13 protein-coding genes are annotated in these 17,892 nt (G+C 42.8%); 2 read left to right on the top strand and 11 right to left on the bottom strand.

The window, feature by feature from the left end; all coding sequences use genetic code 11:
• Window positions 1–40: 40 nt before the first annotated feature.
• On the top strand, window positions 41–895 hold the full coding sequence (locus tag WCK19_RS11230; RefSeq protein ID WP_342397472.1) for a fumarylacetoacetate hydrolase family protein: 855 nt from the start codon (window positions 41–43) through the stop codon (window positions 893–895).
• 61 nt (window positions 896–956) lie between these two features.
• Here WCK19_RS11230 and WCK19_RS11235 read toward each other — a convergent pair whose 3' ends face one another.
• A complete protein-coding gene (locus tag WCK19_RS11235; RefSeq protein WP_342397473.1) occupies window positions 957–3,272 on the bottom strand; it encodes a glycosyltransferase family 87 protein in 2,316 nt (771 codons plus the stop codon).
• Between the two features lie 85 nt (window positions 3,273–3,357).
• Complete coding sequence (locus tag WCK19_RS11240; protein ID WP_342397474.1) at window positions 3,358–3,594, bottom strand: hypothetical protein; 237 nt, start codon at window positions 3,592–3,594, stop codon at window positions 3,358–3,360.
• Window positions 3,595–5,019: 1,425 nt separating this feature from the next.
• Here WCK19_RS11240 and WCK19_RS11245 point away from each other — a divergent pair.
• Entirely contained in the window at window positions 5,020–7,209 is a 2,190-nt protein-coding gene (locus WCK19_RS11245; protein WP_342397475.1) for a hypothetical protein, read from the top strand.
• A gap of 247 nt (window positions 7,210–7,456) precedes the next feature.
• On the opposite strand, the gene WCK19_RS11250 is transcribed toward WCK19_RS11245, so the two are convergent.
• The 9 genes from WCK19_RS11250 to WCK19_RS11290 all read right to left on the bottom strand — a co-directional run bounded on the left by WCK19_RS11250 (window position 7,457) and on the right by WCK19_RS11290 (window position 17,880).
• Window positions 7,457–7,903, bottom strand: a complete 447-nt coding sequence (locus WCK19_RS11250) for a hypothetical protein (protein WP_342397476.1) — start codon at window positions 7,901–7,903, stop codon at window positions 7,457–7,459.
• Window positions 7,904–7,915: 12 nt separating this feature from the next.
• Window positions 7,916–8,512 carry a hypothetical protein gene (locus WCK19_RS11255; RefSeq protein ID WP_342397477.1) on the bottom strand — a complete coding sequence of 199 codons (597 nt, stop codon included), beginning with the start codon at window positions 8,510–8,512 and terminating at the stop codon, window positions 7,916–7,918.
• A 16-nt stretch (window positions 8,513–8,528) separates the two neighbouring features.
• A complete protein-coding gene (locus tag WCK19_RS11260; RefSeq protein WP_342397478.1) occupies window positions 8,529–10,778 on the bottom strand; it encodes a cobalamin-dependent protein in 2,250 nt (749 codons plus the stop codon).
• Between the two features lie 26 nt (window positions 10,779–10,804).
• On the bottom strand, window positions 10,805–12,904 hold the full coding sequence (locus WCK19_RS11265; protein ID WP_342397479.1) for a DUF4388 domain-containing protein: 2,100 nt from the start codon (window positions 12,902–12,904) through the stop codon (window positions 10,805–10,807).
• A gap of 64 nt (window positions 12,905–12,968) precedes the next feature.
• Window positions 12,969–13,940 carry a bifunctional 5,10-methylenetetrahydrofolate dehydrogenase/5,10-methenyltetrahydrofolate cyclohydrolase gene (locus WCK19_RS11270; RefSeq protein ID WP_342397480.1) on the bottom strand — a complete coding sequence of 324 codons (972 nt, stop codon included), beginning with the start codon at window positions 13,938–13,940 and terminating at the stop codon, window positions 12,969–12,971.
• A 3-nt stretch (window positions 13,941–13,943) separates the two neighbouring features.
• Entirely contained in the window at window positions 13,944–15,347 is a 1,404-nt protein-coding gene (locus WCK19_RS11275) for a hypothetical protein (RefSeq protein ID WP_342397481.1), read from the bottom strand.
• A 66-nt stretch (window positions 15,348–15,413) separates the two neighbouring features.
• A complete protein-coding gene (gene cobO / locus WCK19_RS11280) occupies window positions 15,414–16,070 on the bottom strand; it encodes a cob(I)yrinic acid a,c-diamide adenosyltransferase (RefSeq protein ID WP_342397482.1) in 657 nt (218 codons plus the stop codon).
• A 17-nt stretch (window positions 16,071–16,087) separates the two neighbouring features.
• A complete protein-coding gene (locus WCK19_RS11285) occupies window positions 16,088–16,627 on the bottom strand; it encodes a hypothetical protein (protein WP_342397483.1) in 540 nt (179 codons plus the stop codon).
• Window positions 16,628–17,151: 524 nt separating this feature from the next.
• The gene (locus WCK19_RS11290) at window positions 17,152–17,880 is read right to left on the bottom strand and encodes a DUF177 domain-containing protein (protein WP_342397484.1); all 729 of its coding nucleotides are present in this window, start codon (window positions 17,878–17,880) and stop codon (window positions 17,152–17,154) included.
• Window positions 17,881–17,892: the final 12 nt, after the last annotated feature.

A 17,892-nucleotide genomic window follows, 5' to 3' on the forward strand; every position in this document is an offset into this window, starting at 1 on the left:
AGCTTAAAAAACAAATCAAATTTTAGGAGACTCTATATTTATGAAGCTGGTGAGCTTTAGCGTCAAGAAAAATCTTCGCCCACAGCGCGGGGCTATAATAGAGACCGCAAGCGGTCAGAAGGTTGCGCCTGTTTCCGGCGGCTATAATGACCTGAGCGATGCCCAACTTGAGCAGATGTTAAACGAAATAAATGCGTTAGATGTAACGACATTACCGGATTTAGACGAGGTTACTTTACATAATCCACTGCCAACGCCCGGTAAAATAATTTGCATAGGCTTGAATTTTATGGATCATGTGCTTGAGGTTAAGGCGCAAGTACCCACTGAGCCGGTTATTTTCTCCAAATGGCACAACACGCTGGCGGGCCCGACTGACGAAATCATAGTGGATAAAGCTACTCAGCGGGTGGATTATGAGGCAGAGTTAGCTTTTGTAATAGGTAAAACCGCCTATCAGGTAAAAGAGGAAAACGCCTTCGAGTATATCGCGGGCTATCTATGCTCCAACGATGTGAGCGCACGCGACCTGCAATTCTCGCAAAGCCAGTGGGTGCGCGGCAAATCGCTTAACGGTTTCTGTCCGCTTGGTCCCTATATTGCCACTCGTGATGAAATTGCCGACCCCCATAATCTGCGAATCCAGTGCCGAGTAAACGGACAGACCCGACAGGATTCAAACACCGCGCAACTTATCTTCAAGATTCCCGCGCTGGTGGCGTTTCTCAGCGATGGCATCACCCTTGAACCGGGCGATGTTGTTTTGACCGGAACGCCTCCGGGAGTCGGCTTTACTCTCAACCCTCCCCGTTATCTGCAACCCGGTGATGTGTGTGAAGTAGAGATTGAGGGGTTGGGTATGCTACGAAATTTATTTGTTGTGCCTGCAGACTGATAGATTGTGTAAAGTTTGCTGCCTCAAAGAACGGTGTAGAAAGCTCGAAGTTTGAGAGAGGTTAATCATAGTAATTCTTTGCCTCCTTTTGTCGCTTAATCAGCCACAGGTACAAGCCCCACAGGATTAGCAGCGCGGCAAGGCGATAACTGGCGCCGAGTCGCGCCAGTCCTACCGCTTCACCCGGAAAGAAATCATAGGTACTGCCGTATCCTAACAGCCCGAAGCATACCCCAAATACTAATAACTGCCAGCGCGGGGTCTTTGCGTTGCTCAATACTTGCAATAAGAGCGCTAATGCGGGTAACGCCAACATTTCATTATTCATCAGAGCAATAGGCGGCACAATCAGTCCGGTCAGAATAAGTACACCGGGCAGTAACCTTGCCGTAGATGGATTCTCCACCTCGTGCCGGATTTGCCATAGCCGCCTAATGGTGAAAGCGATTAGCCCAAATGAGCAGACATATCCCGTAAGCAATGCCCAGAAAGGATATTCACCTCGGTAGCTCAAGGTTATTTCGGGAACGCTCAATCGCGCCAATGCCCCGAAGATTGACTGATTAGAAATATCCATGTCCGGTCTGGTCAGGATAATACCAACGGCTCTGAAATATAGATTGACATTGTCCCAACCCATTGCCATTATTCCTAACAACCCCACTCCCAAAAAACCTATTCCCAAACTCACCAGACCGCGCCAGCGTTTGGTGAGAACGAAATACAATGAAAGTACAGCCGGAAATAGAAGCAGCCCTGACGGAATAGCCAGATATAAACCTGCCATAACGTTACGCTTCTCATTTATTTTCAGCAACGCCAGCAATAAGCCCAGCAGCGCAATTGTGTTTACTTGTCCAAAGCCGATGGTATCGGTTACGGGACTGAAACTCAACGTCAGAAACAGCACAGGGGCGCGAAAGTGAATTTTGCCCGAATTCTGTCCGAACAGGCGCAATAAAAGTAGCAGCGTGGGTACAAGCAATAGCAAATTTATAACCCTCCAAAACTGTAGCGCTATTTGCTGATCTGTGCCGAACAACTGGATTAGTGGCAAGAACAGAGCGGCATAGGAGGGGGGTAAGCGTGGCGCTACGGAAGGTTGACTGAGTAAACGGTCAAGGTCATATAAATTGCGCCCATTCTGGCTGTTTAACAACGTCACATAATGGCTGCGGAACTCCACCCCTCGAAATGGGTCAACTTGAAACGTATATATCTGATTGTAGAGAAAAGAAATGAAAGCTGCTGCCAGCATTGCACGGGAAAACCAACGTTCAAAAGTAGTCAGTCCATCAGGTGAGTTATCTTCTGGTCTCAGGTTGTGCGAATTGTACATACCCGCGCTAAAAAGCAGCGCTCCGGTAAAAACCCCTGAAGTAAGTGAGGAAGGGTTTAAACTGTAGAGATGGAGACGCAGAAAAGCAAATTGTGCCAGCGGGATGAGAATGTAGAGGGTGGCGGAATATACAAACGGGGCAGGTAATTTCGGGGCGCGTTTTGAAAATAAACCTGCCAACCACAGCAATAGCCAACTGATGGGAAGAATAAAACCCCATGCGGAAAGATAGGGTTTAAGCGCCAGCGGGGTAATAAGCAACCCTGCCAGCAATATTGTTCCGGCGATAGCTTCCAGCAACAGCGCCCATTTATTTTTCATACCCAGCAAACGGGCGATACCCCAGCAGCATAGGCAAATTATTGCCAGCAAGCCCGGCTCCCACAGAGTAGAAAGCCAGCCTTCTAGCCCGAAATTGCTATAATCCGGCTCTATTTTTGTTTGAAAAAAGATTGTGGAAAGGCTGCGAGTATCACCGCTACCGGGAGTATAGGCGTTGCTGGATTCAAATCTGAGCCGTAAATATTCGAGGGTTGGGCGAATATGCAACGGAAGGGTTAGAATATAGTCTCGCCCATCGTAATAGCCTGCTATATTGTGCGAACCGAAATTATATTGGTTGTATTCAATCTGCCCAGTTACATTCAAACTAACTCCGGTTTGGTCGGGAGGGCGGTCTGGTCGGGGCGCAGAGAGGCGCAGCGTCAGCTTAAGTGGCACAGAATCAAGCGGCCAAGGTAGATTCAAGTAGGCAACTTGTCCTGCCCAACGGTAGGTAAGGTCGTGCTTATCCGTTTCCGGGGTTGTGCTGTTTTGGGTTTCAGGTTCATAAAAGCCGCCATCACCCACGTTTAGGTACAGTCTATCTAAATGATTCTCAGCGCCAATATCCAGCGCCATAGGAGGACGCAGGAGATTTATCAGAAAAAGCAGCACCATCACCAGTAACGCAACAACGATTGACGGCGGTAGCGCTTTTTCTAGAGTTTGCCGGTAAGCTTGAACCGATTTATAACCTGCCGGTTTTGTCGGCAACAAATTCTATTACCTCACGGGTAAAGTGTATAGTGTTAATTTGCTAATCAGCGAGTGTAGCGGGTAATAAGGCGATACATCCGGCAGTCTAGCCGGAAGTAATAATTCGTTCGCCTTGTTCATCCGGCTCAGAATTATCCTCAGAAGTGGTACGGTACAATTCAAGCGCCTTTATATAAATCGAGTTAGCTTTGGTAAAGGCATCTCGCAAATTGGCTGGACTGGCGCTGCCATCTTTCGCTGCTTGAGTTTGGGCAAGCCATTGCTCGAAAGCGGCAACCTCTTTCCTCAGTTTTTCAAGATACTTGTGAGAAATAGCTGGCATTTTTTATTCCAATCTCCTCAGTTTTGAGTTAAAGTTGTGATGTTTTCGAACTACGATTGCCTGTTCTCTAATACATGAACAATTAGTAGCTCTTTTTACCACTATTTAACCGCTATTGGGTTTGACTTGTCAATAGAAGCAGGGTGATTCAGAGAATAATAATTGTTACAATTGGCGAATTCAACCTCTTGGCAAAGCGATTTTCCGCCTCAGTAGCGAATTGCGGTTATACGCGGGGTTTTTAAGATAACGTGGGTGGCATCGAAACACTGATAAAGGCACTAATAAAAATTAACCAGTATGTTAAAATGATGTTAAGTAAGGCTTTTTTTGAGGTTCTTTTGCAATTAGGATGAATTCGTGCAGCGTTATCACAAAACTTGGTCATATTAAAAAGGGCAGATTCCTTTGGATATACTAGACGCTATTCTTAAAAATAGCACACCTCATTCTGAGCCTATTAGAAAAAAAAGGCGAGTCACTTTATTATTTCTGATATCTGCTATATTTATATATTCAACTTTATATTGGATTCAACCAAACTTAATAATAAAATATACGGCTGCCAAGTTGGCTACACTAGATTCTAATTCTACTGGGTTTTACTGGCCTCAAGTTGATGAGTTAGGCAATGTTTTTTCTTGGACTAAAGATAATGCCAGTCTGTACTTACCACACCAAGAATACAAAAATCCTTTAATTATAACTTTTGGTCTAAAAAGTGCTTCATTTGCAGGTGGTAAGAACGTCCCGGTAACAGTTTTGATTAACAATGTACCCGTTGGACAACTACTTCCAGATTCTACAAATCACAATTTCCAGGCACTCTCCATAAAAGCAATTCCATCAGAATTATCTTCAAATAGTCTACTTATTGAATTGCATACCGAAACTTTCAGCCTAGTTAATGATACCAGAGACCTAGGCGCGATGTTAAGTTTCATTACTGTAGATAATACCGCGGCTTGGACTCCCCTTTCTAACCGTATATGGCTATTCTGGCTTTTACCAATACTCGCATGTTCCATATTATTTTCACATTTTCTTTCAAAGCGATATGAAATTAAAGTGGCGGGGTATCTAACCATTGGCTTTTGTATAACTGGGGCGTTTTTACTTTTGATAGCCCTTCTGCTTTTAATTTTTCGTACCGGTTCAATTTCAGGGCTTACTCGTCCAGTTTGGATTACCAGTTCTGCGTATTTGTTTCTACTTTTTGCCTACTTTGGGCTTTCTCTACCTTTTGGCACACCTCATTCAAAGAGTTTATGGGAAAAGCTGTTAAGCTTTCTAAAACAAGTCAATACTAAGTTGGCGAGAAAAGGTTGGTATAACCGTTCTCTCAAACTAATGTCGCCTTCCGCAGAGGCAAAGCGTCTCAATTATCCACTTTTACAAAACCCGATAATAAAGCAATATCATTGGTTGATTGCTCTGTTTCTTTACACCCTTATTACATTAGCAGTTACTCACCCCATAATTTTCCACCTGAATGATTGGGTACTAGGCTCAAGTTCCGAAGGTGATAGCATGCAACACATATGGGGTCTCTGGTGGTTTAAAAGAGCGCTGGAAACTGGACAGAACCCCGCCTATACCGATATGTTGTTTGGCTTGCTTCCTTCAACTCAGATATTTGTATGGACATACTATAACTGGGTGGTAGGGTGGGTGTTCCAATGGTTTCTCAGCCCACTTGGGGCATATAACTTGCTGATGGCACTGAATTTCATCTTTGCCGGGTTTACCATGTACCTGTTAGCTGGGTTGTTCGTTGAAAGCAAACGAGCCAGTTTTGTGGCAGGTTTTATCTACACTTTTTCTTCTTACCATTTTTTCAGAACCGAAGGGCATCTAAATCTTGCTGCAATCCAGTGGTTACCTTTCTGTGCATGGTCTGTGATTGTCTTTTTTCGCAAACCGTCACTAAAAACAGGACTATTAGCCGGGATAGGTATCGCGTTGGTTCCACTCACCGATGCCTATTATCTGGCTTATTTTTTGATTCCATTTGGTATTCTTTTTTTTGCTGGTATGCTAATTAAAAACTTCAGTTGGTTTACAACCCCACGCAATCTTATATTAAGCGGAGTTGTAGGATTAGTAACACTGGCGTTGTTATCTCATTTTTTGATTACATATCTGATTGTTGATGCGGATGTACAGTCTAGCACTCGATACACCGCAGAAATCTCTACGGAACAAATCTCGGCTGACTTATTGGCATTCATAGTACCAAGTTATAGCAATCCCTTCTTTGGCAAAACTACACAGAGTATCTACAAAGGAATGGAGTTTTATAATGAAAAGAATATTTTTCTTGGTTACACTACTTTGGTATTAGGAGCTTTATGTTTCGCTTTCAGAAAAAACCGAAACATAAAAAGCTTATTCTGGGTAGCTCTAGCTCTCGTTACTTTTTTGCTGAGCTTAGGACCGCGGTTATATATCGGTGGTGAACCTGATGTGTCATTGCCTTTTTATTCGGCGCTCTATCGTTTGCCACTTCTCTCCAACTTTCGTGCGCCCGTTCGTCTCGGATTGGTTACACTTTTAGCTCTGTTAATTCCGGCAGCTATGGCGCTTAATGCAATTTTGCGTTCTAGTTTCAGCCGATCTATTAGTGGGCGAATTATTTTAAATGTGTTATTGCTGGCAATACTGGGCTTTTCCCTGATAGAACAGGCTTACGTAAGTTTGCCTTACCCATCAAGTCAAGTAAAGATTCCTTCGCTTTATTACCAGATGGTTCAAGATAAAATTGATGGACTGGTGTTAAATCTACCGGATATTCCTTTGCGAGGTTCGGATTTGTTTTTCCAAACCATTCATAACAGACCACTTGTTGGCGCCTATGCGCCCAGAATCAGTGACCGTATGATTACATCAATGCAAAACTTACCATATACTGGAAGTTTTTATAATATTGAATTAGCCGGAACTGCCGCCGCTCAACAAGGTGATATTTTCCCTGTGGAAAGCATGCTGCAAGGATTACAACGAAATAAGGTCAGATATGTGGTATTACATGATGACCAATCTGTAAAATCTGAAAAAATGGAATGGATGAAAAACTTTTTAAACAATAATCTCGGCAACCCTTTCTACAATAATATAGAAGAACGACTAATGGCATGGCAGATTAAATCCAACTCAAGCCTCGACAATAGCGCTTTTCATTATAAGCTCGGAGATGGCTGGGTTGGGTTATTACAGGCTAAAAAGGGAGTGCTAGAAAGGGAGGTAGTACAGGATGGACAGCTAATTATCAGTTCTCCAGAGGTAGGTTTACAAACCATCAACATTTCAGCATTAGCGCTTCTCAAACCGCTAACTATGGAAATCAGGCTAAATGGCAAATTGATTCAGACCATCAAAATGGATACTCCCGGAAAAGTAATAAATATAACTTTGGAAAGCACTAATCTAAATGTTGGTGATAACTTGCTTGAGTTCCATTCGCGGGAAGGGTGTTCAATACCCAAAGAATTAGACCCCAAAAATAGCGACAACAAATGTTATTCGTTTGGAATAAGGCAGGTGCAAGTGACTAACCCACTGCCACTCTCAAACACTTCGTGGTCTCCCAGCGGGAACGTTGGTCAAGGCTTCTAGCGACCAGAGAGCCACCATGCATGGCACTTGATGGAACTTTCGAAAAGAATTTGAGTGTCCATAAACATAAAACTGAAAAACCAGCATTGGGGGCGAGATTATATAAATTCTGATAGCTTGCCGTATCTATTTGCTCGAAAGCTTGTGGTTTTTTTCCTTAGCGTCGCTTCTGCCCTAAATCTTGTAAGTACCCCAAGTTGCGCGGTTAGAATAGGGATTCGGGCAGAAATGGGATTTCGTCCTCTGCTTAGACGGTAGGCTTAATTTGCATCCCGGTAACTATTTCCCGCCAGCTATACTCGAAGATTGAGCGCATCTGGTTAGACAATGCCTGAATATCGCCTGCCAAGTTAGGGTCAAGCCGATCTAATAAAATACTTTGAAAGATATTAATCATAGACATATCGCTATCCCGTTTGAAAAAGCCTTGATTATTCATAACGGCATTGCATTCCCAGATAACGATATTATAGAAAGGCGTGAGGTCGCCAATCAATAAGCTGACCGTGATTAATGAAACCATCTGGTTGGAAACAGTATTGGCAATGCTCGCAGAAGCATATTGAGCAAATACACCCGATTCCAGCAAACGCTCTGCCAACTCCACTTCAAGTGCTTCAGCATTTTGTTCTAAGGCAGCAGCGAGAGCAGGATAATTCAAGTTTAGGTTTAGATTAATTTGAGATGGTAGCATAGTTATAACTCCTTATTTCGCTTTTGTGTTAAGGCTTCTGCGGTGCTGTCGTGCCAGTTCTTTTTTACTGCCGGGTCGAAGTTCCTCCGCCATAATTAACAAATCATCCCAAGATTTCTCTACCCGGTCAGAACCGAAATATTCCGTTAAATCAGCCAATCTAATCCGGTCAGAATCGTTTGTTAAGAGATAATAAACCAATTCAGCTAACTGAATAGGCTCTTCTTTGGGCTGTTCTTCGACAATAGGCAAGGGCAATGGAGAAGTTGCAACAACTTCCTTACAAAGAGTTTCATGCACATGATGAGCGTTTGTTCTCATATTCAGCCGTTTTTGCTTTAAATTGCCAAGATAGTTGGCAATATCTTGCTTGCGCTGAACTGTTTCTGCCTTCAAACTTCCCGATTGATTACGGCTATTTTCAAGCCTAGCATTCGCTAAATCCTTCAAATAATTGCTTGTATTTTCGCGCAGATTTAAGTTATCCTCTTGGATGTGCTGATGTAGCATTTTCGTTGAGGCTTCACGGTCACAACGATAATTTTTTAATAATTCCCCAACTTCAGCTTTGAGTTCATCAGCTGAGGATTCTATCTTTCGATTTACCATATTTCACCATACAACTTTAATTCTGTTGGTTGGCTAACCGCTGCTCCATGAGCCGAGTGGTTTGCTCCACCGTACTTTCCACATCGCTCCCAAGAATATCAGCCCCAATACTTTGTAACGCATTCGGGTTATTGTAAATAGCTGCCCCTCCTACCTCAATGATGCCATTCCAACCGCTCTGACGCAACGCCCGAATGGCTTTGATGGCTCGGAAAATTTGCCCCGGTAGGGAGACTGACAAACAAACCATATCTATTTTATGTCGCTTGGCTGCGTCCACGATTTCTAACTCAGGCAACTCCGAATTTAGTGGGTAAACTTCCCAACCCGCCCAACGCAAGGCATCGCCTAGCAAGCTTAAACCGAGGGTATGGGTATTGCCGCTCACGCTGGTTAACAATGCGCTCCCGATTCGCTTTGATGGCATACCGGATTTACTGCTAAGTACCAAACTGCGGCAATATTCTGTAATACCGTAAGCCAAATGTTCCTGCGCTACGGTCATTTTCCCTTTCTCCCAAAGCGTCCCTACTTGGCGCATCGCCCTGGTAAAAACTGCATCGTAAATGGTTTCATGGACTACACCATCTCTAAGCGCTTGTTGTACTACCTGCACTGCTTGATTGAATGAGCCAGCTTCAAGCGCAGCAAGATACAACTCATAATATTGCTGAGGCGATACCCGCTTTTGTTCCAAATAAACATTCAAGTGGTTCTCAGGTTTGGCTAATGCCTGTAAAATCGTGAAATTTGAGGGAATATAGTTTTTAGTCTGCTGGTCAAATTTGAACAAACCCAAAGGAACACCTTGCTCAATAAGGTAGTACAATTCCTGACCTATACCTTTTACCTCGATAATCCCGGTATAGGCATCTTTTTCAAAGGCGCGGCGTAGTCCATTAAAGTTTTGCTGGCTGGCAGTCAAATTAGAATAAGGTCGTCGCCCCTTTTCTTTAACGTTTCCCCAATCTACCGGTAGTTCCTCTGCGGACTCTTTAGTTGTAGCGTAATTGCCTACCGTTTCTGGAGTAGGGCTAGAAGCCATCAAACCCGGCAGAGCCACTTCTGGGTTTTTTATGGTAGCCTTGCCGTTCATGCTTGCTCCTAGAGCCTGAATAGGTTGTAGCGAAGCTATGCTAATTTTCTCTGTATCTGGAACACTCAGCATATCAAGTTTCACGCCGACCTCATTCAGCATTTGCACAAACAACACTTCGGTTTTTTCGAGGGTGTTATTCAACGCTTCGTAACAACCCAACGCCTCGCCTTCAATGATTAGGTAATAAAGCGTGCGAGAGGGGGTATGAAGTTTCAAGATAACAGAGGATTTTTGCTGAATTGATTCCTGAGCCAGCTTCATTATGATTTCGGGTGTAGCGTGAAGGTTATTCTGGGCAATAATATTACTCAGAATAGCCCGATAGCCTTTTAGCTCTTTGGCGCTTGAAGTAACGGTGTTGAGAGTCCAGTTACTCAGGTTTGCAAACATAAGCGCGGCATCAAAAGCTGCTTGACCTGTCAGGATACTGCCGGGTGCGCTATAACGCGCCAAAGTGATTGTGCCATCTTCCAATACAAGTAGGCTTTTTTCATCTCTATTCTCAATCTTGATAGCGGTCAAGAGAAAGCCGGTAAAATGGTTGGCTATTGCCTGTTGGATAAAAGGTAGCAGGTTTGTTTTCTGGCGAGAAATCTCAGTTCCCTGTGATTTGCCGCCTAATTGGAGTAGTTCAGGTGTAGCAGACTCTTGCGCCAATGTAACGGACAAACCCAAACCCGGAAAAGTAGTGGTACTAAAGTTATGGGCGGTTGCTCCATTATTCTGGGGAGCTTCAACTTTGCTCACGCTATTAGGCATAGATACGTGGGCTTGAATCGGAATTTGTTTTTCGCTATAACTCATTGTTTCAACTTTCGGCGGAGTTATTACAATACTGGATGGGGCGGGCTGGAACAGTTGCAAAGTCTCTCGAAAGAGTAATCCTTGCTGATTGTCAATGCTACAGCTAGTATCATACTCAGGCTCAGAAGTTTTGTGCTGGTATTCTATTGTGCCATCATTCCAGCCCAATAAAATATACAAAGCTTCTTCCCCAATTGCTGCATCACTGGTTGCATGGGTAATATTGCCGGCATCCATATAGATATAAGCCAACTTATCACCTTGCTGACAAAGCAACCGCCCGGTGAACTGCTTGGCTTTAGCCTCCTCAATTATAGAGGCTAATTTATGGAATTCGTATTTGGTTTCAATCGTAATGCTCATTCTTTTCCGCCTTAACCTTTAAAATTTTAGCCCGCTATGAACATCCAATCTTCAAGTAGTTTTTTCGGAATTGCCGGGTGTATGTCATACTTTGTATCTGGCGCTTCCACAAACCGATTCATTGTCTGGTTTACTCTAGTCATCATATTTTCTTGCGATTGATAACCGCCAAAACCATGCCCCTCATGCATAAGATAATAGACTAGCCCGGTTGAATTATAGAAAACAATGCTGCCGGTAAAGTGGTTCTTTACCAACCGGAGCATTCGTTCCATAATATTTTCGTTTTGGCACTGCAAGCCTGTTAAGCTGCTGGGAGCGGGTACTCGTGTGGTCAGGTAGGCATCCAGTATTCCCGGCGCACATCTACCGATTTTGATGTCAGAAAGTTCGGGCAAAGGCGCACAGTATAAGCGTTGTAACGCTGCTTCACCAAAATACTGCCGGTTGCCATCATCAAAACTCTGGAATTTAATGTTGCCATCTTGGAAATACAATCTAGAAAAATATGCCGGATTCAGATTTCGCCCATTAATTTCCAAATAGCCTTCTAATTTAACCTGTGTCACCCGCTTGATAATCCAGCTTATATCCGGGTTAGAGGCATGTTGCGAAATGCTATTCAATCCATCTTGCTCCCAATTCGTCAAAGTAGAAGGAGGCAAACATTCCTGAGATAACGTGAAATTATTTCTAGCGGTTACGGCATGCTCAGTTCTTGCCTTTTGATATACTGGCAAATAGTTAGCGGATTCAGTTCTTGCCTTCTGCGTAGCTTCGGGTTCAGTTTGCACAAGCGAATCTTGAGTTTCAAATATTTCCTGAATTTCACTTGATTTAACCGGATTTGTGTGAATTGCCTCAATGCCAAAAATTGCCACCATACCCGCCGGTATTTGGGGACCTAGGGCAAATTCAGGCTCATCCATCTCATTTGTGGCAGCATCAGGTTGTGTCAGGCTGAACTCCGGTAACGGCTCGCTACTATCGTATAGCAAATTATCTGAAGTGCTGGCATAGTTTTGAGGTTCCTCTAGGCTGAGGATTCCCTCCTCGTTGCCTTCCAACCGCTTAAACTCGCTTTGGAACTTATCCATCCCATCATTATGTGCCGCATATTGCTGATTTAGGTTAAATTCATCAGACGTTGCGGGGTCGTGCGACAATTTAAACTCAGGATAGCTACCTTCAATTGCAGGGGAGTCATAGCCTAGACTAAATTCAGTCTGCGTTTCAGTGGTATCCGTTGCAAAAAGCCCGTTCTCTAAGCTAAATTCAGGATAGCCCGTTTCACTAATGTTGACTGGTTGCGCGGTAGGCAATTCTAGGTCAAACTCAGGATGTTCTTCTGAAATAGGGGGTTCTGCTTCAACCGCCGATTCCGGGTTTATGCTCAACTCTTCTAATATTTGCTCTGCCGGTTCTGGTAATATTTGGTCTAAGCTGAATTCATATGCGGTATCTTCCAAACCATTTTGCAAATTTTGACCAAGTATAAATTCAGGCTGCTCTCCGACAGAATACGACTCGACTGTTTCCATGTGGTCAAGCTCAAACACCAATTCCGTTTGCGCTGTGGTAGAGCTTAGAGTGTTCTCTACTTGCTCTATCTCAGCAACATCCGGGTGGGTTAGAACAAAGCTCTCATTCTCTTGCTCAGCTTTTATAGCCAGTGGTGGTTCTGTATAAATTAGGTTTTGTTTCTCTATCGTATCAGCTATTTCCGGCATTTGTACGTCAACTGGAGGTTTTTTTTCTCGAAGGTATTTTGTGCCTCCTGCAAGTTTAGACTGAATTTGACGGCATGTATCCGGCTCATTCCCACCATTGTGCAAAAGAGATAACGCCATACGGAAGATTTTTTCTTGTGCATCGGTGATAGTATGCGGGGTTACGATTTCAGAAGTTTCAAACCATATCTCACCGTTTTGCCAACGCAGCAAATCACTTAAAATGAAAGCTTCATTGGTTATAACATTGTCTTCCGCCTCAACGTGTACTAGCTTACCTTTCCGTAGGGATAAGGTATAGCGTTTGGCGGTATTCTGACAATGTAGTTGCCCAGTAGTACCTTGCTGCTCGCACTCTATTAGTAAGGTTGCTAGGTTAGAATGTTCTAGTTTCATTTCAAATGACTCCAGAGGTAGAAAGCATTTCCCACAGTAGAACTAAGCCTGAGTTATTCACAATTTATGCTGCTCCTACGACAGCCATAGGCGGTATCTGGTTTGGTTTGTAATCGAGGGTGGGCTTCCCCTCCGATTTTAGCGGGTCTGAATCAATAATAGCTCTAGGGCTAGGTCGTTCTACGCTTGCGATTGCCCTTGCAGCTTTTAACACATTTTCCAAAAGGCAGATATTTGTCAAAGGACCTATTCCACCCGGCACAGGGGTTATTGCGCCTGCCACGGCTAGGCTTCTTTCAAATTCAACATCCCCGGTCACTTTATCCCGTGACATATAATTTAACCCGTAATCAATGACTACTGCGCCCGGTCTAATCATTTCGGCTTTAATCAAACCCGGTTCACCGACAGCAACAATCAGAATTTCAGCTTGGCGGGTATGGGCAAGCAAGTTGTTGGTTTGGGTATGGCAAAGGGTTACAGTGGCATCAGCTTTAGTCAACAAACAAGCTAAAGGACGACCTACTTCCAAACTACGCCCAACGATTACGGCGTGGCGACTGGCAGGATTGATATTATACAGACCTAGCAATTTAATCGCGCTTAAAGCAGATGACGGCACAAGATTGGGCTTGCCCATTAAAAGATGCCCCATATTAGTTGGGTGCAAACCCTCAACATCTTTTTCAGGAGAGATAAAGCTTGCTACCTCATCCACGTTTAAATGTTTAGGCAAGGGTAGCTGAAGCGAAATGGCATGAATACTGGTATCCTGATTATGTTGTTCAATATATTTTCTCAGCTCATGGATTTTAACGTTATTAGGAAAGAGTTGAGCTGAAAAATGGATGCCGGCATCGGTTGCCACATTTGAAAGAGAGCGAATATTATCAATTGTTGCGCGGTCATCACACATTGCCATTACCACTAATCCGGGCGTTTGATTGAATTGGCGGATGAATGTGCTTACATTTTGTCGAAGATGCTGCCTCAAGTTATTGGCAATAGTGCGCATGTCCATTATTACGGCTGTCACAGCTTATTCCCTCCTAGCTTCTGTTGAAACGGTCGGATCTTTAACTTTAGAAAAAAGGTCGCCCCAATCTACTGCACCTGAAATTTCAGGTAGATTTGCTTTGCTGGCATCCAGTTGTCTGGAGATTATGGTTCCTATATCTTCACTACTGGGTTGTATTGGGTTAAGTTTCGCATCAGGTTTAGTTTTCTTGATTGGTGTGGCAAGCATTACGGTAATCAAGGCTTTAGAATCGCTGGGTGGTACAGCTAAAGCACCGGTCAGCAACTGCAATTTGCCCGTGTTTGGCTCAGGTCCGTAAATCCCAATTTGCAAGCCCCTTTCGTAAAAGAAGAAATAATAAAGTTTCAAACTATCAAAATAAAGAAGGGCTACTCCATCTTGGCGTGATTGTTTGAAGGCTTCGTGTATTTTGGTAAGATTGGCTTTACTGGCTTTTATATCTTGATAAGGCTTCTCACCTGAAACCAACGCTCTATATGCTTTAAGTACGCGAGCCTCAACTTTATATATTTCAGGGTGTAATCGAAAAGCATCCAATTTTTCAAATGCGTTCTGACCGAATAATCGCGCTTCTTCATGTTCATTGTGATACACAATATCCAGATTATACCCATCATAGAAAAGAGCCAATCCATACTGTTGTTGGGCTTCAACATGTGTAGTTGAATCTAAATGATAGTAGATATATCCGGTAAAACGGAATCTTTGAAGGCTATCCAGTTGTTCCTTTAACGATAGGTTTTCCAGTAAAGCGTCTAATTGGTTTTGGCGCTGACCTTCCGGTAAGAGCAAGCTAGTTTTTAACAGCTGATATGGATAGCTTGGTTGCTGCGGCACTTCCAAAACTTGGTAAGTTTGCGTAGCAGTAGCCGAAGTTGGTACGATACTTTCGAGAGCTTTTACATTAATTTCTACAACTTCAGGGTTGCTTACAATTGGGCTTGCGCTGTCTAATTCAGCCACAACCGGAGTGGTAGTGGGTTTAGATTCTACCGTCTCAGGCGTAATTGTATCGCTATTTGCAATAGTATCCTGTTCCACAGGGGGATTTATATCGAAAAGAAGGGAATCAATAAATTTATCGAACTTGCCATCATTTGTCAGAATCTGTATAACCATCATGAAGGCATTTCTTATATCATCCTCAATATTTTTATAGCTTATCAGTAATGGTAATTTGTGCCATTCAAGCGTGTATTGCTCCCATGTCAATAATTCACACAGCAATTCTTCTGAAGTGGCTTCTCTAACACCCCCACAGATATAAGTAAGGCAACCCTCATGAAACATCAAATGAATAAAATTTTGGTTATTCTGGTTACAGACCAACATGCCTTCGGCTTTTTCATTCTCAATAACTTTTATCAGCTGAGGCAATAATCTGTGGCTAAAGGTTTGATTCACGTTTGACTCCAAAAAGTTATACCCCTAACCGGCAAAATCACGGCGCGAATTTCCAGACTTATCCTCTTAAAACTCAATTCCTTTTTGAGCTTTAATGTTGGCATGATAAGGATGCTTAATCTCGGTCATTTCCGTAACGAGATCGGCATATTCGATTAATTCCGGTGGCGCATATCGCCCGGTTATTGCCACATGTGTACGGTTTGGGCGATTGTCTAAAGTCTCTTTCACCTCATTCCAATCAAGCCAGCCATACTTCAATATATAAGTTAGCTCATCCATCACTATCAGGTCATACTTCCCGGACAAAATTTTCTCTTTACACAACTCCCAGCCTGCGCGAGCCAACTCCTTATCCTTTTCAATATTTTCAGAGAGCCAAGTAAAGCCATCCCCAAGCTGTATCATTTCAATATCAATTTTTCGAGCGGCTTTTTCTTCACCCCAATTAGCTGTTCTGGCTTTGATAAACTGGAGCATACATACATTCATACCCTGCCCCCAAGCACGTACCAACATTCCAAAAGCGGCTGTAGTTTTACCTTTTCCAATACCAGTATTTACCAGCACCAAATTTTTCCTAGTAGCGTATTTGGTTTTCTTAATCCTATCCTTATGGCTGGAAAGCTGGAGGGCGAGTCGTTCCTCCTCGCTTATATCGGTCTTTATTTCTGGGTCAACTTCAGCTGTAGCATGTTCCGGTTCTAATTCAGGTGAGTGCATATGTATAATCTTTCTGGTCAGTTACTTAGATGGTAAATACGCTCTAGCAATCCTAAAAGAACAACTTTTACACTGTCAGGTCTAGCTATGTCACATTCAAACATCTGTACATCTTTTGCTAATTTCAGCTTCTTACGAATACTTTGTAGCGGGATGCTTCCCCGTGACTTAGAGTTATTGACAACAACTGCCGATACCATCTTTAGTTTTAGAAGATAAAAATTAATAATTTTAGATGCGCCGAGGATGCACTCATTACTATAATCATTCATTACTAAAATATCGGCAATACAATTTTCAGCTAATATATGCCAAAAAGGGCTTATCACTTCAAGATTTGGAATATTATAGAAGTGAAGCATGGTGTGCTGGTCTATTTTGAGTTCGCCAAAGCCAATATTGAGTGAGTCGAATATTGGCGGTAATAGCACCCCGTATTTCTGAAAGCTTGCACTCGGATTTAACATATTTATAGAATTAATAAATTGAGTACCTACTTCTTTAGATACTCCAATAATTAAGATTTTTACAACCGAGATACCTTCAGATTGGTTCATAAATTAGTGAGATTCTCATAATATGGGCATTATTAGGTAGGAACACTATTAAAAATTTCTAGCCCATTGCAGCATTATAACAAATTTCCCCCGAATTACTTTAGATTGCAGATATTTATTTTAGAGTTAAGAAAATCTACAAGTAAATGTTGTAATAATAGGATTGTATGAATTTTACATTACAAAACACATTACAACGATATTAAAAAATGTACGCGACCGTATAAAAAATACCCATGCTACTTGCTCAGATAAAATTAAGCACATAAGAAAGTACATATATAATTGACTTAAAGAGAGGAATCAAAAGCTTGTGGGATTATTCCTCATTGAAAATTAGAAATGTCTAAATAAAATTGGATTTCTAAATTTATATTGACTGCATTTTTAGATAGTGCGCTATAATTGCGGGCGCAACGCTTTTAAAATAAAAGCCCCGCCTTCAACTACCAGACGGGGCTACTCGTATCTTTCAATATTCAGTCAGGGTCAATTACGTGCTGTAACAGGCTGCGTTTTCTTTTTTATTCTTCCAGCCGTAAATTTTTCAAAGCAGACCAGCGAACATCAATCGGAGCAGGGGTGTATTCTTCGACTTCCGCATCTTCATTATTTACACGCTCTAGCTCACTGTATAAACCGGGGCAATCTTCTCCACAATGCGGGTACAAGGGCAAACTTACCAGAATTTGCTGGCGTAAAGCTTCTCCCAAATCCAGTAGGTGATTTTCGTCAATCACCAACTTTTCATCATCAAACCCATCTTCAGATTTTAGCGGTAAGCCGGTAATTATATCAATGCTGGGGCGATATATATCTTGCAATTCAAACTCAATATGTGTGGCGAAATCGTTCAAGCAGCGCACACAATTTAGCATCGAATCCGCCTCGAATTTTCCCTGTACCAGCACATCTTGTACTACTTTGGTAAGGTGGACATGCCCTTTTATATTGGTAGCAACTGTCCCCTCGGTTTCATCGAGTTCTAGCTTAGCCGTTTGCACATCATAATTACGGGTCGCGCCTTCATGTGAACGCAATAATTGCGAAACATTAAAAATCAGGTCGCCATTTTTATCAATTATGATATGCGCTTGCCGATTCTGAAAACGAGTTGTGCGCCTAAGCTCACGGTCGTTATTCCTAGATAACTCGGTATTTAGCGATTTTGGTTCAGGATTGGGATAACTGAAATTAAAACGGCTGCGAGTCTGACGTGGGATACGCCTAGGTTGTTCTTCTGAATTATCCATTTCTACACTTCT

It is taken from the genome of Candidatus Chlorohelix sp. (assembly GCF_037138995.1).
In the GTDB taxonomy this organism is placed as follows: Bacteria; Chloroflexota; Chloroflexia; order Chloroheliales; family Chloroheliaceae; genus Chlorohelix.